25 protein-coding genes and 1 pseudogene are annotated in these 24,534 nt (G+C 61.4%); 14 read left to right on the forward strand and 12 right to left on the reverse strand.

The window, feature by feature from the left end; genetic code table 11:
- Positions 1-39 precede the first annotated feature (39 nt).
- The 3 genes from ABOC32_RS15370 to fae are packed head-to-tail and all read right to left on the reverse strand — an operon-like array spanning position 40 to position 3,033.
- Positions 40-1,479 (reverse strand): NAD-dependent succinate-semialdehyde dehydrogenase, encoded by a 1,440-nt coding sequence (locus ABOC32_RS15370; protein ID WP_426807805.1) that lies wholly within the window; start codon positions 1,477-1,479, stop codon positions 40-42.
- Positions 1,476-2,510 carry an aldo/keto reductase gene (locus tag ABOC32_RS15375; RefSeq protein ID WP_426807806.1) on the reverse strand — a complete coding sequence of 345 codons (1,035 nt, stop codon included), beginning with the start codon at positions 2,508-2,510 and terminating at the stop codon, positions 1,476-1,478. The genes ABOC32_RS15370 and ABOC32_RS15375 overlap by 4 nt, the downstream gene beginning before the upstream one ends.
- 10 nt (positions 2,511-2,520) lie before the next feature.
- Complete coding sequence (gene fae / locus ABOC32_RS15380; RefSeq protein WP_426807807.1) at positions 2,521-3,033, reverse strand: formaldehyde-activating enzyme; 513 nt, start codon at positions 3,031-3,033, stop codon at positions 2,521-2,523.
- A 438-nt stretch (positions 3,034-3,471) separates the two neighbouring features.
- On the opposite strand from fae, the gene ABOC32_RS15385 reads away from it, so the two are divergent.
- A complete protein-coding gene (locus tag ABOC32_RS15385) occupies positions 3,472-4,410 on the forward strand; it encodes a LysR family transcriptional regulator (protein WP_426807808.1) in 939 nt (312 codons plus the stop codon).
- On the opposite strand, the gene ABOC32_RS15390 is transcribed toward ABOC32_RS15385, so the two are convergent.
- A complete protein-coding gene (locus ABOC32_RS15390; protein WP_426807809.1) occupies positions 4,387-5,517 on the reverse strand; it encodes a porin in 1,131 nt (376 codons plus the stop codon). The genes ABOC32_RS15385 and ABOC32_RS15390 overlap by 24 nt on opposite strands.
- Before the next feature lie 374 nt (positions 5,518-5,891).
- On the opposite strand from ABOC32_RS15390, the gene ABOC32_RS15395 reads away from it, so the two are divergent.
- The 4 genes from ABOC32_RS15395 to ABOC32_RS15410 all read left to right on the forward strand — a co-directional run bounded on the left by ABOC32_RS15395 (position 5,892) and on the right by ABOC32_RS15410 (position 9,521).
- Positions 5,892-7,193: an MFS transporter gene (locus ABOC32_RS15395; protein ID WP_426807810.1), complete on the forward strand. Its 1,302-nt coding sequence runs from the start codon at positions 5,892-5,894 to the stop codon at positions 7,191-7,193.
- Between the two features lie 16 nt (positions 7,194-7,209).
- Positions 7,210-8,394 carry a M20 aminoacylase family protein gene (locus tag ABOC32_RS15400; RefSeq protein WP_426811609.1) on the forward strand — a complete coding sequence of 395 codons (1,185 nt, stop codon included), beginning with the start codon at positions 7,210-7,212 and terminating at the stop codon, positions 8,392-8,394.
- A gap of 104 nt (positions 8,395-8,498) precedes the next feature.
- Positions 8,499-9,074, forward strand: a complete 576-nt coding sequence (locus tag ABOC32_RS15405) for an NAD(P)H-dependent oxidoreductase (RefSeq protein WP_426807811.1) — start codon at positions 8,499-8,501, stop codon at positions 9,072-9,074.
- A 72-nt stretch (positions 9,075-9,146) separates the two neighbouring features.
- Positions 9,147-9,521, forward strand: a complete 375-nt coding sequence (locus ABOC32_RS15410) for a MerR family transcriptional regulator (protein WP_426807812.1) — start codon at positions 9,147-9,149, stop codon at positions 9,519-9,521.
- An 88-nt stretch (positions 9,522-9,609) separates the two neighbouring features.
- Here the strand turns inward: ABOC32_RS15410 and ABOC32_RS15415 are convergent, their stop codons facing one another.
- From ABOC32_RS15415 to ABOC32_RS15425, 3 genes are all read right to left on the reverse strand, one after another.
- Positions 9,610-9,996: a cupin domain-containing protein gene (locus ABOC32_RS15415; protein WP_426807813.1), complete on the reverse strand. Its 387-nt coding sequence runs from the start codon at positions 9,994-9,996 to the stop codon at positions 9,610-9,612.
- Between the two features lie 73 nt (positions 9,997-10,069).
- Positions 10,070-10,894 carry an AraC family transcriptional regulator gene (locus ABOC32_RS15420; protein ID WP_426807814.1) on the reverse strand — a complete coding sequence of 275 codons (825 nt, stop codon included), beginning with the start codon at positions 10,892-10,894 and terminating at the stop codon, positions 10,070-10,072.
- 338 nt (positions 10,895-11,232) lie between these two features.
- Entirely contained in the window at positions 11,233-11,808 is a 576-nt protein-coding gene (locus ABOC32_RS15425; protein ID WP_426807815.1) for a GNAT family N-acetyltransferase, read from the reverse strand.
- Between the two features lie 134 nt (positions 11,809-11,942).
- On the opposite strand from ABOC32_RS15425, the gene ABOC32_RS15430 reads away from it, so the two are divergent.
- The 5 genes from ABOC32_RS15430 (at position 11,943) to ABOC32_RS15450 (ending at position 17,697) form a co-directional block, all read left to right on the forward strand.
- Positions 11,943-12,464, forward strand: coding sequence for a sigma-70 family RNA polymerase sigma factor (locus tag ABOC32_RS15430; protein WP_426807816.1), 522 nt, complete (start codon positions 11,943-11,945; stop codon positions 12,462-12,464).
- Positions 12,461-13,405, forward strand: a complete 945-nt coding sequence (locus ABOC32_RS15435) for a DUF4880 domain-containing protein (RefSeq protein WP_426807817.1) — start codon at positions 12,461-12,463, stop codon at positions 13,403-13,405. Before ABOC32_RS15430 ends, ABOC32_RS15435 begins: the two co-directional genes overlap by 4 nt.
- 89 nt (positions 13,406-13,494) lie before the next feature.
- Positions 13,495-15,951: a TonB-dependent siderophore receptor gene (locus ABOC32_RS15440; RefSeq protein WP_426807818.1), complete on the forward strand. Its 2,457-nt coding sequence runs from the start codon at positions 13,495-13,497 to the stop codon at positions 15,949-15,951.
- Positions 15,952-16,063: 112 nt separating this feature from the next.
- Complete coding sequence (locus ABOC32_RS15445) at positions 16,064-16,186, forward strand: hypothetical protein (RefSeq protein WP_426807819.1); 123 nt, start codon at positions 16,064-16,066, stop codon at positions 16,184-16,186.
- A gap of 272 nt (positions 16,187-16,458) precedes the next feature.
- Positions 16,459-17,697 (forward strand): S41 family peptidase, encoded by a 1,239-nt coding sequence (locus ABOC32_RS15450; RefSeq protein ID WP_426807820.1) that lies wholly within the window; start codon positions 16,459-16,461, stop codon positions 17,695-17,697.
- A 211-nt stretch (positions 17,698-17,908) separates the two neighbouring features.
- On the opposite strand, the pseudogene ABOC32_RS15455 reads toward ABOC32_RS15450, so the two are convergent.
- Positions 17,909-18,950, reverse strand: a pseudogene (locus ABOC32_RS15455) (LLM class oxidoreductase).
- A 124-nt stretch (positions 18,951-19,074) separates the two neighbouring features.
- Here ABOC32_RS15455 and ABOC32_RS15460 point away from each other — a divergent pair.
- Entirely contained in the window at positions 19,075-20,019 is a 945-nt protein-coding gene (locus ABOC32_RS15460) for a LysR substrate-binding domain-containing protein (RefSeq protein ID WP_426807821.1), read from the forward strand.
- 75 nt (positions 20,020-20,094) lie between these two features.
- Here ABOC32_RS15460 and ABOC32_RS15465 read toward each other — a convergent pair whose 3' ends face one another.
- The gene (locus tag ABOC32_RS15465) at positions 20,095-20,604 is read right to left on the reverse strand and encodes a ProQ/FinO family protein (RefSeq protein WP_086977348.1); all 510 of its coding nucleotides are present in this window, start codon (positions 20,602-20,604) and stop codon (positions 20,095-20,097) included.
- Between the two features lie 284 nt (positions 20,605-20,888).
- Here ABOC32_RS15465 and ABOC32_RS15470 point away from each other — a divergent pair, with 284 nt between their 5' ends.
- Positions 20,889-21,206: a hypothetical protein gene (locus ABOC32_RS15470; protein ID WP_426807822.1), complete on the forward strand. Its 318-nt coding sequence runs from the start codon at positions 20,889-20,891 to the stop codon at positions 21,204-21,206.
- 62 nt (positions 21,207-21,268) lie between these two features.
- On the opposite strand, the gene arsH is transcribed toward ABOC32_RS15470, so the two are convergent.
- The 3 genes from arsH to ABOC32_RS15485 form a co-directional block, all read right to left on the reverse strand.
- Positions 21,269-21,970: an arsenical resistance protein ArsH gene (gene arsH, locus ABOC32_RS15475; protein ID WP_426807823.1), complete on the reverse strand. Its 702-nt coding sequence runs from the start codon at positions 21,968-21,970 to the stop codon at positions 21,269-21,271.
- 13 nt (positions 21,971-21,983) lie between these two features.
- Complete coding sequence (locus ABOC32_RS15480) at positions 21,984-22,454, reverse strand: arsenate reductase ArsC (RefSeq protein WP_426807824.1); 471 nt, start codon at positions 22,452-22,454, stop codon at positions 21,984-21,986.
- Positions 22,455-22,520: 66 nt separating this feature from the next.
- Positions 22,521-22,868: a metalloregulator ArsR/SmtB family transcription factor gene (locus ABOC32_RS15485; protein ID WP_234225308.1), complete on the reverse strand. Its 348-nt coding sequence runs from the start codon at positions 22,866-22,868 to the stop codon at positions 22,521-22,523.
- A 153-nt stretch (positions 22,869-23,021) separates the two neighbouring features.
- Here ABOC32_RS15485 and ABOC32_RS15490 point away from each other — a divergent pair, with 153 nt between their 5' ends.
- A complete protein-coding gene (locus ABOC32_RS15490) occupies positions 23,022-23,528 on the forward strand; it encodes a sigma-70 family RNA polymerase sigma factor (RefSeq protein ID WP_426807825.1) in 507 nt (168 codons plus the stop codon).
- A complete protein-coding gene (locus ABOC32_RS15495; RefSeq protein WP_426807826.1) occupies positions 23,498-24,523 on the forward strand; it encodes a FecR domain-containing protein in 1,026 nt (341 codons plus the stop codon). Before ABOC32_RS15490 ends, ABOC32_RS15495 begins: the two co-directional genes overlap by 31 nt.
- Positions 24,524-24,534 lie beyond the last annotated feature (11 nt).

Consider the following 24,534-nt stretch of genomic DNA (forward strand, 5'->3'; position numbering starts at 1 on the left):
CCGCGCCCGCTGCGGGCACGGCACCTGACGTTACCGCTGTCAGCCGGCGAGGCCCCCCATCAGCACGTACTTGATCTCCAGGTAATCTTCGAGGCCATATTTCGAGCCTTCCCGGCCCATGCCCGATTCCTTGATGCCGCCGAATGGTGCCACTTCGGTGGAAATGATCCCTTCGTTGACCCCGACGATGCCGGCTTCCAGGCCTTCGGCCATGCGCCACACCCGGCCGATATCGCGGCTGTAGAAGTACGCCGACAGCCCGTATGGGGTGTCGTTGGCCAGGCGCAGCACTTCGGCTTCATCCTTGAAGCGGAAGCATGCAGCCACCGGGCCGAAGGTTTCTTCGCCGGCGATCAGCATCTGGTCATTGGCTTCGGCCAATACGGTCGGTTCATAGAATGTGCCACCCAGTGCATGGCGGCGACCACCGCAGAGCAGGCGGGCGCCTTTTTCCAGCGCGTCGCCGACATGTTGCTCGACCTTGGCCAGGGCCGCGGCGTTGATCAGCGGGCCTTGGTCGCTTTCGCCTTGCAGTGCATCGCCTACACGCAGGGCTTGCACGGCGTCGGCGAGTTTGCGGGTGAAGGCGTCATAGACGCTGTCCTGGACATAGAAACGGTTCACGCACACGCAGGTCTGCCCGGTGTTGCGGAACTTCGAGGCCATGGCGCCGCGCACGGCGGCGTCCAGGTCGGCGTCGTCAAAGACGATAAACGGGGCGTTGCCGCCCAGCTCCAGCGAGACTTTTTTCAGCGTGTCAGCGGCCTGGCGCATCAGCAGCTTGCCGGTGCGGGTAGAGCCGGTGAACGACAGCTTGCGGACCAAGGTCGACGCTTGCAGCGCGCCGCCGATGGCCGGCGCATCGCCGGAGACGACGTTGAACACCCCGGCCGGTACGCCTGCCTGTTCGGCCAGCACCGCGAGAGCGAAGGCGGACAGCGGTGTTTCTTCGGACGGTTTGAGCACCAGGGTGCAGCCTGCCGCCAGGGCCGGACCGACCTTGCGGGTGACCATCGCCAAGGGGAAGTTCCACGGTGTGATGGCCGCCACCACGCCGATCGGCTCTTTGGTCACCAGCACCCGGGCATCGGCCTTGGGTGTAGGGATCACGTCGCCATACACGCGCCGTGCTTCTTCGGCGAACCATTCGAGGAAGCTGGCGGCGTAGGCCACCTCACCCTTGGCTTCGGCCAACGGTTTGCCTTGTTCGCGGCTGAGCAGGGCAGCCAGGTCGTCGCGGCGGGCCAGCATCAGCTCTGCCCAGCGGCGCAGGATTACTGCCCGCTCCTTGGCCAGCAAGCCCCGCCAGGCCGGCAATGCTTGCTCGGCGGCGCTGATAGCGGCGCGGGTTTCCTCGGCGCCACCCAGGGCAACCTGTGCGAGGACTTCGCCGCTGGCCGGGTTGAGCACCGCATAAGTTGCGTTGCTGGTCAGCCATTGGCCGTCGATGTAATGGCCGGTTTTCAGCAAGTCGCTCATGCCACGGCCTCCTGCAGGTCAAACGGGCCACGCGCTGGGCGCGCGACACGCAAGATGCGTTTGCCAGCGGTGTAGTCGTTGATCACATCGCATGGGGTGTAGTTGCGCTCCAGCTCATAGAGGTCGTCGGCATCCAGGCGCATGTCCAGGGCGGCGAGGGCGCTGTCGAACTGCGCGGTGGTATCGGCACCCACCAGCATGCTGTCGACGCCGCCGTGCTGCAGCACCCAGGCCTGAGCTACCTGGGCGTTGGATACGCCATGGCGCAGGGCGACCCGCTGTACCGAACGGGCAATCTCGAACGAGGCCTCATCGTTGTACATTTGCTGTGTGAAGAAGTCGGTCTGATTGCGGGTCGACTGCACGTCCCCGGTCAACAGGCCACGGGCCAGCGGGCTGAAGACCGAAACGCCGAGCCCCTGATCGCGGCAGAAGGGGATCATCTCGCGTTCTTCTTCGCGGTAGGCGCAGTTCATTTGCAGCTGCATGTTGATCGGCCGCGTCCAGCCATTGCGTTCGCATGCCAGCAACAACTTGGCCAGTTGCCCCGCGAGCATGGTCGAGACACCGATATACCGCGCCTTGCCGGCCCGCACGATATCGTTTAGCGCCTCCATGGTTTCTTCGACCGGGGTGGTGGTGTCGAAGTAATGCAGCATATAGATGTCGAAGTAATCCATGCCCGCGCGCTGCAGCGAGGCGTCGATGCTCTCCATGATGTGCTTGCGCGAATGGCCGCTGGCGTTGATGCCGGTGCGGGTGCCGTAGCCAACCTTGGTGGTCACCACCAGATCGTCGCGACGGGCCAGGCGCTTGAGGATACGACCGACCACTTCCTCACCCACCCCAGCGGAGTAGAAGTCGGCCAGGTCAATGAAGTTGACCCCGTTGTCCAGCGCGTGGCGAACGATTGGCTCGCTTTGCTGTTCGTTGAAAATCCACGGTTTCCAGTCTGGGGTGCCCATGTTCATGGTGCCCAGGCAGAGTTTGGAAACTTGCAGGCCGGAGTTGCCAAGACGGATGTATTGCATGGCGCGGGCCTCAGGCTTTCGGGGTGTAGAACGGGTTGGCGATCTGGCCGACCACATCGGCCAGTTGGGCGCGTACTGGCAGGCCTTGCAGCGCAGCGCGAATGGCCGTGCGGCAGGCGTTGTAGTTGTTCAGGTAGACCGCGTCCAGGTCATCGCAGGCGGGGTTGACCCAGTTGGCGGTGACGATGGCCCACTCATCTTCGGCCTCGGCGGGCAGGGTGCCGTCGAGCAGTGCCTCGGTCACCGCCTTGGCGATGCCGGCCTGGGACGCTCCCCAGGTCGCGTTGCCGTGCAGCTCGCTGTCGATGGCGGCCTTGTTCACGTAGAGGGTCATCGGCTTGACCGGGATATTCGGCTGGGCGATGACCATGAACGGGCAGTGGCCTTGGCTGGGGGATGCGAGGCTGTTGGCGAAGGCCTGGCCGGCTGGGCCATTGCGTGGGCCGATCATGATGTTGATGTGGGCGGCATTGACGCCTGGGCCTTCAAAACCTTCACCGATGTACAGGGCAAGTTGCTTCATGGAGAACCTCGAAATGGGCAGCAATCAAGAAACCCGGGCGGTACCTACCGCCCGATGTGCGAATCAGGTGCTCGGCTCAACCGCAATACGTGGCGAAGGGGAAGGGGTCATGCGCAGATGCAGGTATGGGGGCATGTCGCGACGCTCTTTTTTGTAGTTGGACGAGCTTGCTGGCGGTGGCCAGTCGCGAGGATTTTTATCACTGGGTGGATAGGGTGGCGTAACGAGATAAACTCATCGAGTTGTGAGTTCAGGTCATAACTAATTGCCTTAACTCCGCCCGCCAGCGATAGGGCGCATGGACGGGTGTAGCAGCCTGCTCAGGCTGTGATTGGCGATTTAGAACGGTTTGCAGGCTCTATTTGAGGTATGTTCAACGACTATCCGGATCCCCGAAGAACATTTCAATCCGACTCGATAACAACAAGGTAAACCCGGTTGAAACTTCACCAACTCAAGGCGCTGGTCGCCATCCATAACGCAGGCAGCATCCTTGAAGCTTCCAAGCTCATGCACATTACCCAGCCTGCGCTGAGCCGTTCGATCAAGGACCTGGAACGGGAAGTCGGCTTCAGCCTGTTGCAGCGCTCGCACAAAGGCATGGCCCTTACCGAGGAAGGCAAGCGTGTCATCCGCCACGCCAACCTCGTGGTGGAGAGCATCCGTCGCCTGCAGATCGAAGCCGCGAGCATTCAGGATGCCGCGCTGGGCGCAGTGTCGATCGGGGTCACATCGCTGACGGCGATGCTCGATGGTGTCGATGAGAGCATCCTGGCCTTCCGCCGCAAATACCCGCGGGTGAAGATCACCATCACTGACTTGCGCCCCAGCCAGATCCTGCAACGCCTGCGCGATGGCAGCCTGGACTTTGCCATTACCTCGCAGCAACCGCTGAGCCGGCTGAGCCTGGACTGGGAGGCGCTGGGCAGTATCAAGGGCCGGGTGATTTGCCACGCGTCCAATGCACAAAAGTTTTCCAAGTCGCTGCGCACCTTGCAGTACGGCCACTGGATCAGCCTGGACGAGCTGTCCGACCAGGCTTCGCAGTTTCACCAGCTGTTCGAGGTCAACGGCCTTCAGGTACCGCAGAACACCGTTGAATGCACCTCGGTGATGATGGCGCTCAAGCTGCTGAAGAACACCGAATCGTTGATGACCATCAGCGAGCTGGCTGTGGACCGGGGGTTCACCTTTGGCGTGGATTGCGAGTACGTGGCCATGGCGGTGCAGGAGCTGATTCCGGACTACCCCATCAACCTGGTCTGTATCGACCGCCACAGCCTTACGGCGCCTGCCCAGGAGCTGTTTCACAGCTTGCGCGGGCAGGTGCTACGGCAAACGCGCCCAGCGGCGTCAGAAGTGGTAGTACATGCCTAGCGAGACATTGCTGGGGTTGTCGCCAACCTGATCCACCGGGGTGCCGGCGTAGGTGACTGACGACGCACGCTGGTTGGCAATCAGGCCGAGCCGCCCATAGATGGCCCAGCGTGGGTTGATGAAATGGTCATAGCCGATCATCACCCCGGCTGCGTCCTTGTCGCGGGCCGTGACCTGGCGCTGCATCACGGCCAGGCGCAGCACATCCAGCTCGCCGACTGGCGCCATCACCCCGAAGGTGTACAGCGTGGTACTGGGCGTGCCGGCCTGGTCCACGTCCTGGCGTTGCCAGGTCAGGCTGGTGGCCAGCGGGCCGAAATCGTAGAACGCCGACAGGCTCTTGTAGTAGTTGGCGGTCTGACGCGAGGTGCCAGCGTCGTCCCACGGGTCGCTGTAGTACAGGTTGTAGGAGGCCAGCAGCATCACCCGGCTGTTGCGGTATTGCAGCCTGGTACCACCACCGCGCACGGTACGCCCGGCGCTTGCGGCATCGTCGAAGCCGAAGCTTAGCGCGGTGCCGAGGCTGAAGCCGTTCAGGTTCGGGCTGGTGTAGGCCAGGGTGTGCTTGGGGCGCAGGTCCAGGTAAAAAGCGCCCTTGCCGGCGGCCGGCAGGGCCAGGTAGGTGTAGGGCGATCCATAGGTGGCCAGGAACGGGTCGGCGTAGGTGGGCGTGCCCATGTTGTAGGTTTTGCCGAACTCAAGCTTGCCCAGGGTGCGCGAGCGCAGGGCGACGGTTGCCAGGCGCAGGCTACCGATGGTGTCCCAGGTGCCCTCCAGGGCCTTGCCATTGACGTTGAAGCCTTCCTCGACGTCGAGCTCCAGCACGGTGTCGGGGTTCAGCCCCTTGCGGGCATACAGCCCGAGCTTGTTGGTCCATGCGCCGCCGCCGGCCAGGCGATAGCCCGAGTGGTGCTGCGAGTCGTGATAGCCGGCGAATGCATCCACCGTTCCGTAGACCTTGAGCTTGTCATCGAAACCGGTATCCACCCCGTAGTAACCGAAACCCGGCGCAATCCGGCCGAGTGTGGGAAAGCCCTCGGCCTGTGCCTGCGCAGCAAGGCATGCCCCTTGGATCATCAACAGCAACGACGTAATGCGAGTGTTCATTCACGACTCCAGGCCAGCACAGTGATGTGGTGGCTGTAGCGTCGGTGAACAACAGGTTGCAGCGTGATTGCTTATTCGGCCATGTCATGCCGATTGGTTAATCGGGGCCTGGCGGGGCCTTGGGCTTGGCGGGAAGGTCTGTTCCAGACAGGCTTGGACCACGGCGCAAGGCCACGCGCAAAAGGCCTGAGGGCTGAGCATTATTGGGGCGCCGCGCAGGCGCAAGGCAATCTGTGCGCCAGCTTAGGGCAAATTGGTCAACGACTGCTCCGGTCAATTAACCATTGGTTAGCTACATGCCCAAACTGCAAGTGTGTTGAGCCCCCGATTGGCCGATATTCGCTGCATGCCGCGATTTGCCATCGGAGATAACAATGACTACACCGCTACCCGCACGGCCCCTCATGCAGCCGGGCGCGCATTCAGCCGCGCAGGCATCTTCTTCACGTAAAACCTTGATTGCCTGCTCGCTGGGCAACGCGCTGGAAATGTACGACTTCACGATCTACAGCTTCTTCGCTGTGTTGATCGGCAAGCATTTCTTCCCCTCCGAGTCGGCGATGGCGTCGTTGCTGATGTCGCTGGCCACCTTTGGCGTCGGGTTCCTGATGCGTCCGGTGGGGGCGATGGTCATCGGCCGCTACGCCGACCGGCGTGGGCGCAAGGCGGCCTTGAGCCTGACCATCGGGCTGATGACCTTGGGCACTGCCATGATCGCCTTTGCGCCCACGTATTCGCAGATCGGTATCTTCGCAACATTGCTGCTGGTGGCCGGCCGCCTCATCCAGGGCATGTCGGCGGGCGGGGAGGTGGGTACCGCGTCGGTGTTCCTGATGGAGTCCAGTGCGGTTGGCAACCGTTGCCAGAACGTCAGCTGGCAGGCCGCCAGCCAAGGTTACGCGGCATTGGTAGGGGCCGGCTTCGGCTTTGCCCTCAGCCAGTTGCTCGACCCTGCGGCCCTGGAAAGCTGGGGCTGGCGCATCCCGTTCATCTTCGGCCTGCTGATCGGCCCGGTCGGTTGGTACATTCGCACGCGTTTGCCCGAAACCCATGAGGCCGCCCCGGCGCACAAGGCGGAGCAGGTACTGGACGCCGAATTGCTCAAACGTATCGCCCAAGGCATCGGCCTGATGGCCAGCTCGACCATCGGCATGTACCTGTTCGTGTTCTACATGCCCACCTACCTGACCACGGCCTTGCATTACCCGGCCGGCAGCGCGATGGCGATTGCCTGTATCAGCAGCGGCTGCATGGCGGTCATCTGCCCGTTGGCGGGCAAGTTTGCCGACAAGTACCAGCTGCGCAAGCGCCTACTGGGGTGGACGGTTGCCATGCCGGTGGTGCTGACCCTACCGGTGTTCTACCTGCTTGGGCAGGTGCAGCACATGGGCCTGGCGATGATGTGCGTGGCTGTGCTGATCCTGCCGACCTGCATCGGTGCCGGTGCGTTCTTCGCGCTGATGATGGAGGGCTTCCCGAAAGCGCGGCGCTCGTTCGGCACCTCGGTCAGCTACAGCCTGGGGGTGACGATTTTCGGCGGCTTCTCGCCGCTGGTGGCGACCTGGCTGATTGCGGCGCTCGGCACTCCGATGGCGCCGGCGTACTTCTTGTTGGCCGGCGGCGTCGTCAGCCTGGCCTGCCTCAAATACTTCCCCGAAAACAAAGGATGCGAGTGACATGGGCACTTTGAACATGACTACTTTCCCGAGCAATCAACCTCAGCCAGCGGTAGAAGGGCTGGATGAGTTCGTCGTGATTCGCCGGCAGATTCACGCCGCGCCGGAGCTTGGCGGCGACACCCCCGACACGGCGGCGTTGGTGGCCGACAAGCTGCAGGCCTGGGGTTATGAAGTGCATCGCAACGTAGGCGGGCATGGCGTGGTCGGCGTGCTGAAAGCAGGGGACAGCCCGCGCAGCATCGGCCTGCGGGCAGACATGGATGCATTGCCCATGAGCGAGAAAAACCCCTTCGCGCATGCCAGCAAAATCCCCGGGCGCATGCATGCCTGTGGCCATGACGGGCATACCGCGATCCTGCTGGCAGCCGCTGCGCAACTGGCGGCCACGCGCAGCTTCAACGGCACCTTGAACGTGATTTTCCAGCCAGACGAAGAGGGCCTGGCCGGGGCCAAGGCGATGATCGACGACGGCCTGTTCGAGCGCTTCCCCTGCGACTCGGTGTACGCGCTGCACAACATGCCCGGCATGCCGGTGGGCACCTGCGTGGTACAGGCCGGGCCGACCATGGCGTCCTCCGAGCGGGTCAGCATTCGCATCACCGGCAAAGGCGGGCACGGGGCGATGCCGGAACTGTCGGTAGACCCGGTGATGGCGCTGAACAGCCTGATCAGTGGCATCCAGACCATCAAGTCGCGCAACCTGAGCGTCGAGGACTATGCCGTCATCAGCATCGGCATGATCCAGGCCGGTACCGTCTACAACATCATCCCTGATGAGGCCAGCATGCTGCTGAGCGTGCGCACCGATACGGCCGAGACCCAGCAGAAGATCAACAGCCGCATTGACGCACTGGCCAGGGGGCACGCCGAGAGTTTTGGCGTGGAAATCGAGGTGCAATTCACCCAACTGGCGCCAGCGTTGTGCAACAGCGATCACGAAAGCGCGTTGCTGCGGGAAAGCCTGAAGCCGTTGTTCGCCGACGGGGCGATGCTGGACAAAATGCCCAAGAAGGTCATGGGCACCGAAGACTTCGCCTACATGCTGCAGGCACGGCCTGGTTGTTACTTCATGCTGGGCAACGGTACGGGCGAGTTCCATGGCTGCTCGGTGCATAACCCTCACTACGATTTCAACGATGCGTTGGTGAAGATTGGCGCTGAATGTTGGGTGAAGTGGGTTCAGGACTATCTGCGCTGACGCCTGTGCATGGCGGGCAGCTTTCGCCCCTTAGGCCGGGGCATTGACTCTCCCTCTAGGGGCAGGCTTTACCCTGAAGGCTTCATGTTCAGGATGAAGTGACGATGAGCAAGCGTGTGCTGGTGGTGCTGGGGCACCCGTCGGGGGAGAGTTTTTGTGGTGCGTTGACCGAGTGTTATGTCGAGGCAGCCAGAACCGCCGGCCATGATGTGCGGGTGTTGCGGCTTGAGGCCTTGAGCTTCGACCCCGTGCTGCGCGCAGGCTACCGGCAGGCGCAGCCACTGGAACCCGACCTGCTCAAGGCCCAGGCCGATATCACCTGGGCCGAGCACCTGGCCTTTATCTACCCCATTTGGTGGGGCGGTATTCCGGCCTTGATGAAAGGCTTTTTCGACCGGGTATTCCTGCCAGGGTTCGCGTTCCGCTATCAGGCCGGCAAAGCCTTCCCCGACCCGTTGCTCAAAGGCCGAACGGCGCACCTGCTGGTGACGATGGATACTCCTCCGTGGTACTTCCGCTGGGTCTACCGCATGCCGGGCCTTCACCAGGTACGCAAGACCACGTTGCAGTTCTGCGGTATCAAACCGCTGAACACCCTGATGTTCGGGCCGATACTGGGCTCCAGCCCGCAGCGGCGCGAAGCCTGGCTGAAGCAGGCCCAAGGCATCGCCAGCCGCTGATCGTGCCTGCTGTGTTCCCGAGCCGGTTGCGCTGTGCAAAGATGCGCCGCACCCGCACGAAAAAGGACGTTCATGTACATCGGCAAAGCCGCCCGGCTGTCGGGCACCACGGTCAAGACCATTCGCCACTATGAAGCGATTGGCCTGCTGCCACCGGCCGAGCGCCAAGGGCAGTATCGCGTTTACAACCAGCAAAGCGTTGAGCTGCTGGCGTTCATCAAATGCGCGCAGCAGCTGGGTTTCAAACTCAAGGAACTGCAGGCGATCCTGCAGGGGCACCCGGGGTTTGATGTGCCCTGGGAATTGGCGGGCAAAGCCATTGCCGACAAGAAGCTGGAGGTGATGGGGCAGATTGAAGGGTTGCAGCAGATATACGCCGGGCTGGAGGCGTTTGAAGCGAGCCTTGAAGGGGACAGGTATCTGTGTGGGGTTGAGCGCTTGAGCTAGGCCCGGATTGTCTTCCCAAGGGCGTAAAGCGTACATCGGCTGTCCGCTTCACGCCCTGATGAGGCCAGCAACTACTGTGGATGTCGACTCAGATCCAGACGTCACTCGGCGCTGTTCGCTCCCCGCCTTCATGACCGGTATTCAATACGCCTCGCGGCTCAATCATCATGAGTTTTGTTTCCGTCTCTGCCGCTGTTCTGTGTTCTACACCACGGGGTACGACATACAGTTCGCCCGGCTTCACATGAACGCAGCCCTCGGGGAGATCGATGCGCAAGAGGCCTTCGAGCACCAGAAAAGCTTCATCAGTTTCCGGGTGTGAATGCCAGATGAATTCACCTTCGATGCGTACCACCTTGAACTGGTAGTCGTTCATTTCCGCGACGACCCTTGGGCTCCATTGCTGCTCGATCAGAGCAGCTTTTTGAGTCAGGTTCACAGGTTGTGATGCCAATTGCTGATGCATGCTGGACATAGCTGATCCTCTCTTGATTGGAGTGACCAGCCTAGCGAACGCAAAGCGCGCTGTTCTTGTACGATCCTGCAACTCAGCGAACAGTGCGTAAGCGTTCCAGCCAACGCAGAGGCGGCACGCCGTAGGTGCGAGTGAAGTGCCGGGTCATGTGGCTCTGATCATGAAAGCCTGAGGCGAGCGCGGCATCGACCAGTGTGAAGCCATCCAGAATCAGTCTGCGCAAAGCGTCCAGGCGCCTTAGCGTGACAAAACGGTATGGGCTGGTGCCGTAGAGGGCCCGAAAGTCTCGCGACAAACTCCATTGCTCACGCCCACTCGCCTGTTCGAGCATCTCCAGGGTGATGCCTACGTGAAGGTGCTCCATGATGAACGCCCTGGCGCGCTCGGCAGAACGGTAATCCAGACGTTTGCGGCCACGCGGCTTGCCGCCGACTGCACGAAGCGCCATTGCCAAGTCATAAACGGCGTCCTGTTCCTCCAGTGTTTCCAGAGGATGATCCAGTGCCTGCACAAAAGCCTCGCTGGCGTGGTACAAGCGCGGGTCGCAGGATAGTCCGCCAGCAATGAAAGGCAACGGTTCTCCCCCGAGAACGTTCTGTATCAGCGACGGGTCGATGTAGGCCATCCGGTAGCGAAAACCCACCTCCGTGCCAGCCATGCCGTCATGCACCTCGTCGGGATGCAGCACAAGCGTGTTGCCTGGCACGCCGTGGCACAGCGCGCCCTTGTAGTGAAAGCTCTGTACGCCGGCAAGGGTGCGGCCTATCGAATAGGTATCGTGACGATGCGGGTCGTAGCCATGGCCGCCAAACCACGCTTCGATGCGCTCCACACTGCCGGGTGTGGTGCTGCGTATGACCCAATCAGAGGTGGCTGACGGGGTTGTTTTTCGCTTCATGGATATGCTCACCGCGAGTGCGCCATCTTGAATGTGAATAGTCCATGCTATTTCAGGATTACGCGAGCACCCAATCCATTTCCGCTCAATGTGCCTTTAGTGTCGAATGCTCAGTGTAAGTAAAGAACCGCACCGGCTTGGGCTACCTACTCCATAGCTTTCTGCGAAAGTCTGCGATGGGGCGGACTTGGTCACTCAAGTAAGGTAGCAGTCGCCCTGATGACAGGACGAATACATCAGCAAACGCGGGAAACCGGCTTGCTGACAACCATAGAATCTCCCACAGGGACTGCGCAGGCTTCAGGCTCATGCAGTACCTGTGGGAGCAACTGTCTTGATCAAAATCTAAAAGATTGCGCGATCACTGTGGGAGCGGGCATGCCCGCTCCCACAGTGTCTTCACATGGCGGTATGGAGTAAATCACCGAGTCATATTTCTCTGCGGTCCGTGTCCCTGTAACGATCCCGCCCAGAGCCTCGGCGATCAATCGACTGGGCAAGTTGTCCGTCGCAACCGGATAGACAAAGCCGGAAGGGGATAGGTGCTCACTGGCCCACGCCACTATCGCGCCGACAGCTTCCTTGCCAAAGCCTCGCCGATGTTTGTCCTCACGTATCCAGATTCCCAACTCCGGGACTGTGTCGTTGACATTGTGCAGCCCGACCAGCCCAAGAAAGCAGGCGTCATCCCGCTGCCGGATCGCGAACACGATATCGCTGCCATCGGCTATTGCAGGCAGCCATTGCTCCCACACTTGCGCGTATTCTTCGCGTGACGCTGGCGGTTCCCAGGACATGTAGCGGGTCAATGAGGTGGTGAGGTGCTGGAAGGAGTCGGTGGCGTCCTCCGGCGAGAAAGGCCGTATCGAGAGGCGTGGTGTTCGAACCTCGAGTGTGCGGGTATCGATGGACATCAAGACTTGCTCCCTGGCAGTAATGCTCCGATTGGCCCTGAGAATAACCGCTTCAGGGACCGTCACACACTTGCAAACAGACTTTCTCAAGACTGATAATCGTTATCAAGAAAGTACGCGCAAGTGTAATCCGCATGCACACCCCCACCCCAGCCCTTGTTCAGCAGCGCCAAGTGATCCTGCGCCGCCTGTTTGGCGAGCATCATTCCTGGCTGCGCGAGCGCCTGCGCGCGCGCTTGGGCTGCCCGGACGATGCCGCGGACATGGCTTCCGAGACCTTTGCCCAGATCGTGGCCATGCCCACGCCGCACACTATTCGCGAACCCCGCGCACTGCTCACCACCATCGCCAAGCGCCTGATGTACGACACCTGGCGACGGCGTGACCTGGAGCGGGCCTATCTCGAAGCCCTGGCGGCGCAGCCCGAACCGGTGGCGCCCAGCCCGCAGGAACGCCTGCTGGTACTGGAAACCCTCGAGGCCATCGACCGTATGCTCGATGGCTTGTCGCCGCGGGCGCGCACGGCCTTCCTGTGCAGCCAGCTGGACGGCATGAAGTACGCTGACATCGCCGAACAACTGGGCGTCTCGACCATTCGTGTGCGCCAGTACGTGGCGAAGGGCATCATGCTCTGCTGCCGGACGCTGGTCGAATGAGCAAGCTGCCACGCCAATGCGTTGAACAGGCCGTGCAGTGGATGGTGATCCTGCGAGACGAGCCTGTGCCGCCCGGCGAGCGCCTGGCGTTCGAGCACTGGCTCGCCGCAGACCCGCTGCACCGCCAGACCTACGCGCAGGTTCAGGGGCACCTCGCGCAAGGGCTGGGCGCCCTTGCCCAGGCGAGCCCCGGAGTACGCCATGCATTGCAGGCCCCACGCCCCAGCCGCCGGCACCTGCTGCGTGGCGCCCTGGCATTGGCAGGCGTTGGCGTCGCGGCGACGCTGATGAGCCGCCCCGGCCTGCCGCTGGCGCAGATCACCGCCGACCTGCGAACAGGCACCGCCGAGCGTCGGCGCCTGACCTTGAGCGACGGCAGCGAACTGGCCCTGGATGCGCAGAGTGCGGTGGACGTGCAGTTCAACAACGAGGAGCGCGTGCTGGTGCTGCGCGCCGGGCGCCTGATGATCGATGCCCGGGATGAGGCCAGACCGCTGTCGGTCGTCACCCCCTTTGGCCAGCTACGTTCGACCCAGGCGCGCCTGAGCGTGGCGACGCTGGAAACCTCGGCCCGCGCCTGGGTACTCGAACACCAGGCACAGGTCATCGGCCGGCAAGGGCTGCGCCAGCTGCTGCACGCCGGCCAGGGCGCGCGCTTTGATGGCGATGGCCTGCAGGCCCTGGCCATTAACCGGATCGGCGAAACCGCCTGGCACGATGGCTGGCTGGAAGCTCAGGACTGGTCACTGGCCGAGGTAGTGGATGCCTTGCGACCTTACTGCCGCGGTGTGCTGCGCGTAAGCCCCGAGGCTGGTGCCATGCGCGTGTCAGGGAGCTTTTCGCTGGACCGCAGTGATCGCGCCCTGGCCGCGCTTGAGCAGACGCTGCCACTGCGCGTGCACCGCTACCTGGGGTGGTGGACCAGTATCGACCGTGCCTGAAAATATTTTCGCCTGCCTGTATCGCTTTTTCGTGTTCGTCGCACATACCCATGAACGCCCGAAAATCGTGGCAGTGCATGGAGTCCGTTATGTCTGACCGTTTTACCTTTTCCCTGGCGCCGTTGTATGCAGCATTGCTGTGCTGCCCTGTGTTCGCCCTCAGCAATCCGGCATGCGCGCAGAGCAACCAGACCGTGCTCGACTTCGACCTGCCTGCCGCGGAGGCCGCCACCACGCTGGCGCGTATTGCCCGTCAAAGCGGGCGTGAAATCGTCTACGACCCCGCGTTGCTGAACGGCCACCAGGCTGCCGCCATCAAAGGCAGGATGAGCACCGAGGCCGCCATCAGCCAGGCATTGGCCGGCACCGGGGTAGGCGTGGCTGTCACGGCCAACGGTACCCTGACGCTCAATCGAATGTCCGGCGACGCGCTCACCCTGGCCCCGACCAACATCGATGCCGGCAGCCGCTACGACCGCGACGAAGGTGACCAGAGCTACGTCGTCACCCACACCCGTGGTGCGACCAAGACTGACACGCCTATCGGCGAAATCCCCCAGTCGATCTCGGTGGTCAGCCGCAAGCAGATGAACGACCAGGCGGTCCAGGACGTCAGCAGCGCGGTGCGCTATACCCCCGGTGTGTTCGGCGAATACACCGGCGCCAACAACACTCGCGAGCAGTTCCGTATCCGCGGTTTCTCGCCCTACGTGTTTCAGGACGGCCTGTTGCTGCCCTATGGCGAGAGTGGCCAGGGTGGCATGGCCGAGCCCTATGGTCTGCAGAGTGTCGAGGTGCTGCGCGGCCCCAGCTCGATGTTGTACGGCCAGAGCCGGCCGGGCGGCCTGATCAACCTGACCAGCAAGCTGCCGACTGCAACGCCCCTGCACCAGTTGCAGGTACAGGCCGGCAGCGACAACCTCAAGCAGCTGGGTTTCGACTTCGGCGGCCCGCTGGACGGGCAGGGCATGTGGAGCTATCGCCTGACCGGCCTGGTCAAGGACAGCGGCACCCAGGTCGAGCATGTCGACAACAACCGCCAGTTCATCGCGCCTTCCATCACCTTCCGCCCGGACGATGACACCAGCCTGACCCTGCTGGCCCAGTACCAGCGCGACTGGGGGGGCACCACCGAGCAGTACTACCCGGCAGCCGGCAGCCTGCATGGCACGCCCTGGGGCCATATCGACAGCGACACGTTGATCGGCGATCCGCATTACGACCAGTTGCGCCGTGAGAGCTTCCAACTGGGCTATCTGTTCGAACACCGTTTCAACGACACCTGGAGCGCTCGCCAGAACCTGCGCTGGAGCAAGGTCAACGTGCAGAACCGTTCGGTCTACGGTAATGGCTATGCTGCCGTCGGCAGCCCGGTGCTCAACCGCGGCACGTCGGACATCCGGCGCAATCTGCAAATCTTCAACGTCGACAACCAGCTCGAAGCGCACTTTGACACTGGCGCGCTCGCCCATACCTTGCTGGTCGGCCTGGACTATCGGCGTTATGCGCTCGACAACACGTCGATCAATGGCACCTACAGCGCCACCAATCCCTTCACCCAGAGCGGTGCTGGCGGTAGCCTGAGCAATCGCCGGGTAGGTCGCGACCTGTACCAGACCCTCGAACAGACCGGCCTTTACGTACAGGACCAGATCAAGCTCGACCACTGGATCGTGACCCTGGGCGGGCGCTATGACTGGGCCGATGCCGACAGCCACTTCCGCCCCGACGCGAACAATGCGGCGGACCGGTACATTGCTCAGCACGATGACAAGGGGACCTGGCGCGCCGGGCTCGGCTACCTGTTCGATAACGGCGTGATGCCTTACCTGAGCTATTCGCAGTCGTTCGACCCGACGCTCAACACCTCGGTCAGCGCCACCACGCCGATCTTCAAGCCCACCGAAGGCGAGCAGTACGAAGCCGGTATCAAGTATCAGCCGCCGGGCCAGGAAAGCTACCTGACTGCCTCGGTCTATACCCTCAAGCAAAAAAACCTGACCACGGTCGACCCGTCCGACACCCGCAACACCGTGCAGATCGGCGAGGCCCGCAGCCGAGGTTTCGAACTGGAAGGCAAGGCCGCACTGACCCGCAACCTCTCCCTGCTGGCCTCGTATACCTATACCGACAGCGAAGTGACCCGCTCCGGTTACCTGACCTCGGCCTACACCGACAAAGGCAACGAACTGCCTTACACCCCTCGGCACCAGGCCAGCACCTGGTTCGACTATACCTTCAGCGACGGGCCGCTCGCAGGCCTGGGCCTGGGTGGCGGGGCCCGCTATTTCGGCGCCCTGTGGGGCAGCAGCGCCTCGTCTGCCAGCGCCAGCCTCGACCGCATCAAGACTGGCAACGTGACGCTGTTCGATGCCGCGGTGCATTACGACCTGGGCAAACTCTCGCCACAGCTGTCCGGTACACGCGTGGCGCTCAATGCCAGCAACCTGCTGGACAAGGACTATGTGGTTGCCTGCACCAACAGCAGCGCGTGCTATTTCGGCCCGCGGCGCAATGTGGTGGCGACGCTTACCTACGACTGGTGACAGACGGTGGGTCGGCGCATCGGTGGCGATCCACCAGGAATAAACTGTCTACGGCCCTGCGAGCTATTGATCCTGTATCCTCACGGCAAAATTCATTGCCAAGGATCCCGGTATGACGCTCACCCTCAACCACAACGGCTTCGACGACGGGGATAACGTCTTCATGAGCCTGGCACTGGCGCTTCAGGATGAGGCTGAACGCGACTTGCATCAGTATCTGGTCAACAACGACTGACCAAAAACTATCCGGGCTGTGGCAGTTTGGCGTGATGGGTAACTTTTACATGCGTGTTGTCCGAAACGTTTTGGCTATTGTTGTTGTCGGTGCAGGCGTTGTCGGCTCTTTGAGTGCTGACGAGTCTGCGAGGAGTCGATTAGTTGACATGGCAGTGAGGGACCTTTCTGCTATTCATCAATTAATCGTGTCCTCTCACCCGGGCGCCATAGATCAAGAAAACAAGAGTTTTTACTGACTGGCTCGAAAAGGGTTATCGGGAGGCCAGGCAGTTGGCATTGCGTGTCCGCTCGGAGAGGGATGCTCAAGCCGTTCTGGGTTTCTATATTTCAGGGTTCAAGGACGGTCATGTAGGCGTTTATCCGCCCAGAGCAGGCAAGTCATCCTGGGCGGGTTTCATGGTGGACATGAGAGGGGAAGGTTTTGTTGTCAGTCGTGTTGCAACGGCGTGGCCTGTCCCTTTACCTCCAGTCGGCTCAAGCATCATCTCGTGTGATGGCAAAGCAGTCCGTGAAATATTGGCTGATGACCTGTCGCCCTACGTAGATCGTCGGCTGAACCTGAAATCTACCTGGCGTCACTTGGCCAGCCATTTGACCGTAGATGATGCGGACACTCCAGTGCTTGCCAGAAAACGGGCAAGCAGTTGCCTGGTTGTTCTACCGAGCGGCGTGCAGCAAAAGTTTGCCTTGTCATGGCAGGAAGAGGGTGGGCAACTAAAGGATTTTCTGACTCAACCTCAACCCGTTCAGGCACTGAGCAACCTCGGCGGTGGGCGCTATTGGGTGCACGCCTCCAATTTCGCCCCTTCGGCAGCCGATAATGCCGCCCTCGCACAAATGCTCGACACGCTCAGGCACATCGAGGACGCCAAACTGGTTGTACTCGACACACGTGGCAATCGCGGTGGTAACAGCCTGGTCGGGGCGAGCATTCTGTCTGCTCTATTGGGTGAGGCGTTTGTTGAAAGCCTGGGCCAATCCTCGCATGCGTATGCAATGTGGCGGGTCTCTCCGCTTGCGCTTGCCACACTCGACAGCGCGTTGGCCAGCCTGCAGGGCAATCACGAAAACAACAGCGATGCCTACACGTTTGTTGCAGGTATGCGTGAGTCGATGAGCGCTGCGCTTGTGCAGAAGGAAGACTGGCTGAGACAGCCCGATACGTCATCGCTCGACCAGAGCCGTGCAAAGGATTCCAATCCAGGAAGATTCAAAGGGCAGCTTGTGCTGGTGACGGACTCATTCTGTGCAAGCGCCTGTCTGGATTTTGCAGATGCGGTGCTGGCCGTTCCTGGAACGCTCCATTTTGGGTTCTCAACGAGTGGCGACACGTTGTATATCGATATCGGTTCTCAGGCCTTGCCAAGCGGTGCGCAGTTCTGGTTACCGTTGAAAGTCTGGAGAGGGCGGGTGCGGGGGAATAATCAAAGTTATGACCCCCGCTATGTTTTCGATGGCGACATCAATGACACGTCAGCCGTTCAGAAGTGGGTGCTCGGTTACTTTTGAGCGGGCTTGCGGATTTGGAAGATTTACCCCAGGCGAGCAGGGCGGTTACCTGCTCATCCGCTAACCTGGCTTTTAAGCACTCCCCGCAACAGCAGATCGAGCGCCATGCTTGCCTGCGCCAAGCGCGCAGTATGATTAAAACCTTATTATCATACGGGCTGAATGTAAAGCCGACGCACACGCCGTAGACAACCAGCAGCCACTGCAATACCTACCAGTTTTGCCCATGCGGCTCAGGCCCCGTCAGCGATGGAAACAGTGGCAGCACTTCTTCTGCCAGCTCCTGGATGATCTCCTGCGCCGGACGCTGGGCCATCTGCATCCCCAGTGCTGCATGATTGACCCCGGCCTCGCGCCACGCATGCAGCAGCTCGATCAACCCGTTGCGGCCTGTACGCAACACATAGCCACCTTGTTGCGGCGTGCGTGGGAAGTTGGGGTCTTCATCAAGATCGATCCATTCATTGGTGACATGCGGACGGAAACCGCCGCCAGGAATGGCCGCTCGCCAAGCGCGGATCTTCTCGGCCAGGCGCCGTGGACCCAGGATGTTGTGGGTGGCTTCGGGGTAGGTAATCCAGCCGTCGGCCTGTTCGCCAAGCCACTGCAAGGATTGGCGTGACGAGCCGGTGACCAGTAACGGGATGCGCCCGGTAACGGGGTAGGGGAGCAGGCGGGCGCCATCGAGCTGGCCCAATGGCGAATGGATCGGCGCAGCAGGGCCAGCCAGCAGCTGCCGGAAGTAGTCCACGCTTTGCGCGAAGCGCTCCCCGCGCTTTTCATTGGGGCAGGCCATAGGCGGGGAACTCCACCGGGCGGTCGCCCGAGGCAATACCCAGCACCAGGCGCCCACCTGACAGGCAGTCCAGGCTGGCCGCAGCTTTGGCCAGGTCGATCGGGTGGCGCAGGGAGAAGATCGCGCTACCGGTTGCCAAGGCGATAGTACGGGTATTGGCCGTCAGATAGGCCAAGTAGGTGAACGGGTCGAATACCTGGCCGGCGTCACCGAAAGCCGGGTCGTACAAGGGCACATCGCGTACCCACACGGCTGCGAAGCCCAGCCGGTCGATTTCGTTGACCAGCTGCGCCTGCCCCTGAAGCACTGCCATGTCACCGTCATGGAAGCGAAGCGGCAGGAAGATACCCAGCGTCAGCTGGCCATGGGCGAACATGCGACGGTAACCGGGATGTTGGGCGAAGGCATCGGCGCTGGCGCCTTTGCTGTTGATGGGGTTCAAGGGCAATCCTTGCATGCTGTTCACCTTAAATAAACTGATTCGGGTTTGTGTGGGTCAACGCTATGCTAGGCATCAGGCCCGGGGCTTACTAACGATCCTTTCACGCCCTAACATCAGTTTTTCTAAGGTTGGGAATTGCATGGGTGCGGTCTTGCCGTTGCTTGCGTTGCGCGCTTTCACCGAAGCCACTCGACTGGGCAGCCTGAAGGCAGCTGCCGAGCGTATGGGCGTTACCCCAGGCGCAATCAGTCAACAGATTCGTCTGCTGGAAGACCGCCTCGGCGTTATCCTGCTGACCCGGAGCCGTTATGGGGTGCAGCTCACCGAGGCTGGCGCCAGCCTTTATCCGGGGCTTTCACGCGGGTTTGGCCAGATCGAAAGCGCGTTGCTGGACCTTGAAGTGCTGACGCGCGCTAAAACCCTGACGATCAGCACCCAACCCTCGTTCGCATCCGGTTGGCTTGTGCCACGCTTGGCCGATTTCAATGCGCTGCACCCGGAAATCGACGTGCGTGTGCAGTCCACGGCCGAGCTGGTCGACCTGCACCGTGATCCTGTCGATATTGCCTTGCGCCATGGCCTGGGCGATTACCCTGGGCTGGAGTCGATACCGCTACTGGCGCCTGTGCTGCTGCCCGTAGCCAGCCCAGGCCTGCTTGCTGGCGGGCCGGCGCTGGATGAGCCGCAGGACTGCCTGCGTTACCCACTGCTGCAGGATGCCGACCGTGCCGACTGGACGTTGTGGTTGCAGGCGCATGGTGTCGAGCCCGATCAGCGTAGCCGCCGCGGGCCGAGTTTTGACGAAGACCTGCTGTTGTTACGGGCGGCCGCCAGTGGCCAGGGGATCGCGCTTGTACAGGCGCAGCACGCGGAAGAAGACCTTCGAAGCGGCCAATTGGTGGTGGCGATAGACCGGCCTTGGCCTTCGCGCTTCGCCTATTACCTGGTTACCCGCCAAGAGAGCCTGGGCCGGCCGCACGTGCGGGTATTCACCGACTGGATTCAAGCGCAGCTTGCATCCGAGAGCGACCTTCAGCCACACGACCAATCCAGTTCCAGGCTGGGCAAGTCCACTTATGGCTGACTGATCTTCAGCGCGACGATGTGCCGGTTGGCGATGCGCACAAGCAGCGCCAACCCTTCGACCGTGTCGTCTGAATCAGTCCGGAGTCTGCTCGGCTGCGGTCTCGGCAACGGGGGCCGCGGCACGTGCTTTCGACTTCGCACGATTGCGTCGGTCCTGGCCGCGATGGCGGGCAGCTTGCTGCTTCGCATGGATCGCCTGAGTGGCGGTCACAATGCCGGCGACCTGGCCATTCAGGTCCAGGCGCGGGGCATTCTCGACCATGCTTGCCCAGTAGCGGGTGCCCCGGCACCAGGTGGAAATACCCAGCTTGAGCTGTTCACTGGTGATGCCAAGCAGCTCCAGGTGTTGCTCGGCATCCTTGAAAATGCCCTCTTTGAGCGGAACCTTGGGGGCCGGATTGACAGGGAAGGCCAGTGGAAAATGCTTCTGCAACGGCCAGATCGCTGCCACCGCCGGGTCCTGCTCACGAGCCTTCGCCTGTGGCGGAGACTTGCGCTTGGGGGGCTTCGGGCTTTCGGCCTTTTCCTGCACTTTCTCCGCCCGCAGGCGGTCACGTAGCTCAGCTAGTTGTTCAAAACCCATTGTTCAATTCACTGCTTCGAAGTTGATTGCGAGGTACAAGGATAAGCCATGCAGCGCTACAGATCAGCTTAAACAGATGAATTGCCCCAATTTTCCTGGCCATGGCGTGTCTGTTTCCCTGGATTTCCGTCCTACAGCACATCGGTATTTAGCGCGGCTCAGTATCAAGTAGCTGCATTTGGTATCGCTTATCCGAAAGGCTGCGAATAAATACAGCCACGCCAGCAAAGCCGCAGTCGTACGAACACACAGGCATTTCTGTGTCTGACTTGAGGTAAGCGATCATGGCTAATAATCAAGACAAGGGCGGCAATCAGGGCCATACCGACACTGGTGCCGGCAACAACACCGCCGGTACTGGGCAGCAAGGCGGTCAAGGCTCGGGCGGTGGCATGCCGAACCAGCAACAACCGGGTCATAACCAGCCAGGGCAGAAGCCCGAGGACAAGATGAACAAGGACTGGGACCGTTCCAGTGATACCGGTAGCAAAGGCGGCCGGCCTGAAGACAATGCAACCGACAAGCAGAATCAGGCTGATAAAGACCGCATGGGCGGCCAGCAATCGCAACGCGATAACCCGCAGCGTGACCAAGACCGCTGATCGTCGCTAACGCGCACCAGGGTGGGCTAGCCATCCTGGTGCAAGCGGGGCGTGCAGCCGCTTCAGATCGATCGCTGATTGACGCGGGCAGATAGCTGCTCGGCGTTTTCCTTGCGCTCCGAATAGCGGTCCACCAGGTAATCCTGACGGTCGCGTAGCAGCACGGTGAACTTCACCAACTCCTCCATCACGTCCACCACGCGGTCGTAGTACGGCGAAGGTTTCATGCGGCCGGCGTCATCGAACTCCAGGTAGGCCTTGGGTACCGAAGACTGGTTCGGCACGGTGAACATCCGCATCCAGCGCCCAAGCACCCGCAACTGGTTCACCACGTTGAACGACTGCGAGCCGCCACATACCTGCATCACCGCCAGGGTCTTGCCCTGGGTAGGGCGAACGGCGCCCAGGGCCAGGGGCACCCAGTCTATCTGCGCCTTGAACACCGCAGACATCGCCCCATGGCGCTCCGGCGAGCACCAGACCTGGCCCTCCGACCATTGCACCAGCGCGCGCAACTCCTGCACTTTGGGGTGCTCCACCGGCGCATCATCAGGTAGCGGCAGGCCTGAAGGGTCGAAGGTTCGGGTCTCGGCGCCGAAGTGCTCCAGCAAACGCGCGGCTTCCTCTACCAGCAAGCGGCTGAAAGAGCGTTCGCGGGTAGACCCATACAGCAGCAGGATGCGTGGTTTGTGCTCGCTGGCAACGGTTGCCGTTGGCGGCAGATCGAACAACGCGAGGTCGAGGTTGGGGAGGTGATCGGACATTTTTTACTCCTGCTTAATGCGTGCCGATGCGATCCAGCGCGTGCTTGAGCTGATCACGGTCGAGGCTAGCGAAGGGAAGGGCGAAGAAGGCTCGGCAGCGCGACTCGATGTGCGCAAGCGTGGTGCGGAACGCCGCGTCGACTTGCGCCTCGTCACCCACCATATCCGACGGGTCTTCCAGCCCCCAGTGCGACTTCAGCGCGGGGCCGAAATACACCGGGCAGGCTTCGCCGGCGGCCTTGTCGCAGACGGTGATGACGATGTCCGGTAGGTTGCCCTCGAATGCGTCGTTGCCCTTGCTGCTCAGGCCCACGGTCGAAATACCGGCCTGCTCCAGTGTGCTCAGGCTACGGGGCAATACTTGCCCCTTGGGGAAACTGCCCGAACTGATCGCTTCGAAACCGGCTGGGGCGAGGTGGTTGAACAGCGCTTCGGAAAGGATGCTCCGGCAGCTGTTGGCCGTGCACATGAACAGTATTCGCATGGAGGGCTCCTTTGCTTCGTGGCGGACGTCAGGGGCGCCGGCGCAGTGCCAGGGCCGAAAGGGTGATCAACAGCAGGCGGCGTCGCGAACGGGGCGGTCGTCCATGCACTTGAGCCGAAGTGTGTTGTCGGCCAGCCATTGCGAATTGGCCTGCAAGGTGACCTGCAACATCTCGTGAACCCAGGCGGGCAGCGCCGGATTAAGGCGGTAATACACCCACTGACCCTGGCGGCGGTCCAGCAACATGCCATTGCTGCGCAGCTGCGCCAGATGGCGGCTGATCTTCGGCTGGCTGTCGCCCAACGCGCACATCAGTTCGCACACACAAAGCTCTCCCAGGCTGGCGATGAGCAGGGTGGCGCGAGCGCGGGTTTCGTCAGACAGGCATTTGAAGACATCGGGCGGGGTGATCATGGCAACACCAATACATATGGAAAACCGAATATACGTATTTCCATATGTATGTGGCAACCCCCTGCCGAAACTGGCGCCCCTTTGCGTTCTTGTCGGCACTCGATTAGTCAAATATGATACTAAGTCTCATTTGCATCGTTCTTGTGGCCGCCAATGGCATCTGTCGATACCGCTCAGTTCACTGCCCTGTACGAACAGCAACACCGCTGGTTGCGTAGCTGGTTGTATCGGCAATTGAGCTGTTCTCACCGCGCTGCCGATTTGATGCAGGACACCTTCATGCGTCTGTTGGCCAGTAACGAGGTGATTGAAGTCCGCCAGCCTCGACCTTTTCTGGCCAAGGTGGCACGCAGTGTCCTGTCCAACCACTACCGCCGCGCACGCCTGGAAAAAGCCTATCTGGATGCGCTCCAGACGGAAGACCAAAGCGTGCTGCCGGACTTGGCGACCCAGTTGATCATTTTCGAGACGCTGGTTCGGCTCGACGAAGCGCTGGGCAGACTGGATGTCGCCGTCAAAAAAGCGTTTCTCTGGTCGCAACTGGATGGGCTCAGCCACTCAGAAATTGCCGAGCGGCTGGGTATTTCAATCGCTACCGTCAAACGCCATATCATCAAGGCTGGCGCGCAATGCATGCTGGTGACGGAATCGCTGCAATGAATACCGCCGGGAACGCCTTTATCCGGGAACCATCGCTATCGCCGAAAATGTGTGAGGAGGCGATGGAGTGGTGGCTCGATATGCAGGAGGCCGATTTCGATTCGCCAGCACAGGCCGCTTTCATGGCATGGCGCAGTGAACACCCCTTGCATGAGCTGGCCTGGGAAAGAGCCTTGGCGCTGGGGGCGCAGCTCGACGCATTGCGTACCCAAGGTGATCCAGACCTTGCCCGTCAAGCCCTGTTGCTCCCTTCCCAGGAAGGGCTGAGCAGGCGTCAGGCAATAAAAGGCCTGGCCTTGCTGCTGACTGTGGGCGCCGGCGCATGGATGAGCCGAGACAGCGAAATGGTGTCGCGCATCAGTGCCGATTACACCACGGGGGTGGGCGAGCAGCGACGTGTTGCGCTGGCCGCGGATCTGTCGTTTGAACTCAATACCCACAGTGCGATAAATGCGCGCGCCACTGACCGTGGTTGGCTCCTTCGATTACTCAGCGGCGAGGCCTTGATTGACACTGCCTTGAGCCCGGCGCTGTTCATCGATACCGCTCAGGTTCGCACGCAAGCGTCCTCGGCGCGTTTCACGATACGTCAGTTCGACAATGGCTCAACCCAGTTGGAAGTCTATCGTGGCGCGCTTCAGGTGATCCCGACTCAAGCCAGCAACTGGACTGCCCTGCAAGCCGGGCAGGTGGCGCGTTTCGGGCCGCTTGAAATGCTCGATCTGTGTGTAATGCAAGCATCCGCCCCCGCCTGGGCCGAAGGCATGATCGTCGCCAACGGCCAACCGCTTCAGGCGTTCCTCGGCGAACTTGGCCGGTATCGTCATGGTTACCTTGGGTGCGACGCCGCCTTGGCCAATCTGCGCGTATGGGGCACCTACCCGTTGGCAGACAGTGATCGAATCATCGATGCCGTCGCCCACACCCTGAAACTGGATGTACAGCGTTTCACACGCCTGTGGGTCAACTTGCGCCCCTCGTCAGCTAACGTTTGAAGTTTTTTTGT

Source organism: Pseudomonas sp. WOUb67, from assembly GCF_050058005.1.
GTDB classification, from domain to species: domain Bacteria; phylum Pseudomonadota; class Gammaproteobacteria; order Pseudomonadales; family Pseudomonadaceae; genus Aquipseudomonas; species Aquipseudomonas putida_R.

Excerpts from the sequence above, each read along its gene's own strand:
- ABOC32_RS15400 (WP_426811609.1), top strand. The coding sequence starts at position 7,210 with ATGACTACTTTCCCGAGCAATCAACCTCAGCCAGCGGTAGAAGGGCTG.
- fae (WP_426807807.1), bottom strand. The coding sequence starts at position 3,033 with ATGAAGCAACTTGCCCTGTACATCGGTGAAGGTTTTGAAGGCCCAGGC.
- ABOC32_RS15430 (WP_426807816.1), top strand. The coding sequence starts at position 11,943 with ATGCACACCCCCACCCCAGCCCTTGTTCAGCAGCGCCAAGTGATCCTG.
- ABOC32_RS15405 (WP_426807811.1), top strand. The coding sequence starts at position 8,499 with ATGAGCAAGCGTGTGCTGGTGGTGCTGGGGCACCCGTCGGGGGAGAGT.
- ABOC32_RS15425 (WP_426807815.1), bottom strand. The coding sequence starts at position 11,808 with ATGTCCATCGATACCCGCACACTCGAGGTTCGAACACCACGCCTCTCG.
- ABOC32_RS15495 (WP_426807826.1), top strand. The coding sequence starts at position 23,498 with ATGCATGCTGGTGACGGAATCGCTGCAATGAATACCGCCGGGAACGCC.
- ABOC32_RS15375 (WP_426807806.1), bottom strand. The coding sequence starts at position 2,510 with ATGCAATACATCCGTCTTGGCAACTCCGGCCTGCAAGTTTCCAAACTC.
- ABOC32_RS15460 (WP_426807821.1), top strand. The coding sequence starts at position 19,075 with ATGGGTGCGGTCTTGCCGTTGCTTGCGTTGCGCGCTTTCACCGAAGCC.
- ABOC32_RS15445 (WP_426807819.1), top strand. The coding sequence starts at position 16,064 with ATGACGCTCACCCTCAACCACAACGGCTTCGACGACGGGGATAACGTC.
- ABOC32_RS15395 (WP_426807810.1), top strand. The coding sequence starts at position 5,892 with ATGACTACACCGCTACCCGCACGGCCCCTCATGCAGCCGGGCGCGCAT.
- ABOC32_RS15410 (WP_426807812.1), top strand. The coding sequence starts at position 9,147 with ATGTACATCGGCAAAGCCGCCCGGCTGTCGGGCACCACGGTCAAGACC.
- ABOC32_RS15370 (WP_426807805.1), bottom strand. The coding sequence starts at position 1,479 with ATGAGCGACTTGCTGAAAACCGGCCATTACATCGACGGCCAATGGCTG.
- ABOC32_RS15490 (WP_426807825.1), top strand. The coding sequence starts at position 23,022 with ATGGCATCTGTCGATACCGCTCAGTTCACTGCCCTGTACGAACAGCAA.
- ABOC32_RS15480 (WP_426807824.1), bottom strand. The coding sequence starts at position 22,454 with ATGCGAATACTGTTCATGTGCACGGCCAACAGCTGCCGGAGCATCCTT.
- ABOC32_RS15390 (WP_426807809.1), bottom strand. The coding sequence starts at position 5,517 with ATGAACACTCGCATTACGTCGTTGCTGTTGATGATCCAAGGGGCATGC.
- ABOC32_RS15465 (WP_086977348.1), bottom strand. The coding sequence starts at position 20,604 with ATGGGTTTTGAACAACTAGCTGAGCTACGTGACCGCCTGCGGGCGGAG.
- ABOC32_RS15440 (WP_426807818.1), top strand. The coding sequence starts at position 13,495 with ATGTCTGACCGTTTTACCTTTTCCCTGGCGCCGTTGTATGCAGCATTG.
- arsH (WP_426807823.1), bottom strand. The coding sequence starts at position 21,970 with ATGTCCGATCACCTCCCCAACCTCGACCTCGCGTTGTTCGATCTGCCG.
- ABOC32_RS15415 (WP_426807813.1), bottom strand. The coding sequence starts at position 9,996 with ATGTCCAGCATGCATCAGCAATTGGCATCACAACCTGTGAACCTGACT.
- ABOC32_RS15485 (WP_234225308.1), bottom strand. The coding sequence starts at position 22,868 with ATGATCACCCCGCCCGATGTCTTCAAATGCCTGTCTGACGAAACCCGC.
- ABOC32_RS15435 (WP_426807817.1), top strand. The coding sequence starts at position 12,461 with ATGAGCAAGCTGCCACGCCAATGCGTTGAACAGGCCGTGCAGTGGATG.
- ABOC32_RS15420 (WP_426807814.1), bottom strand. The coding sequence starts at position 10,894 with ATGAAGCGAAAAACAACCCCGTCAGCCACCTCTGATTGGGTCATACGC.
- ABOC32_RS15470 (WP_426807822.1), top strand. The coding sequence starts at position 20,889 with ATGGCTAATAATCAAGACAAGGGCGGCAATCAGGGCCATACCGACACT.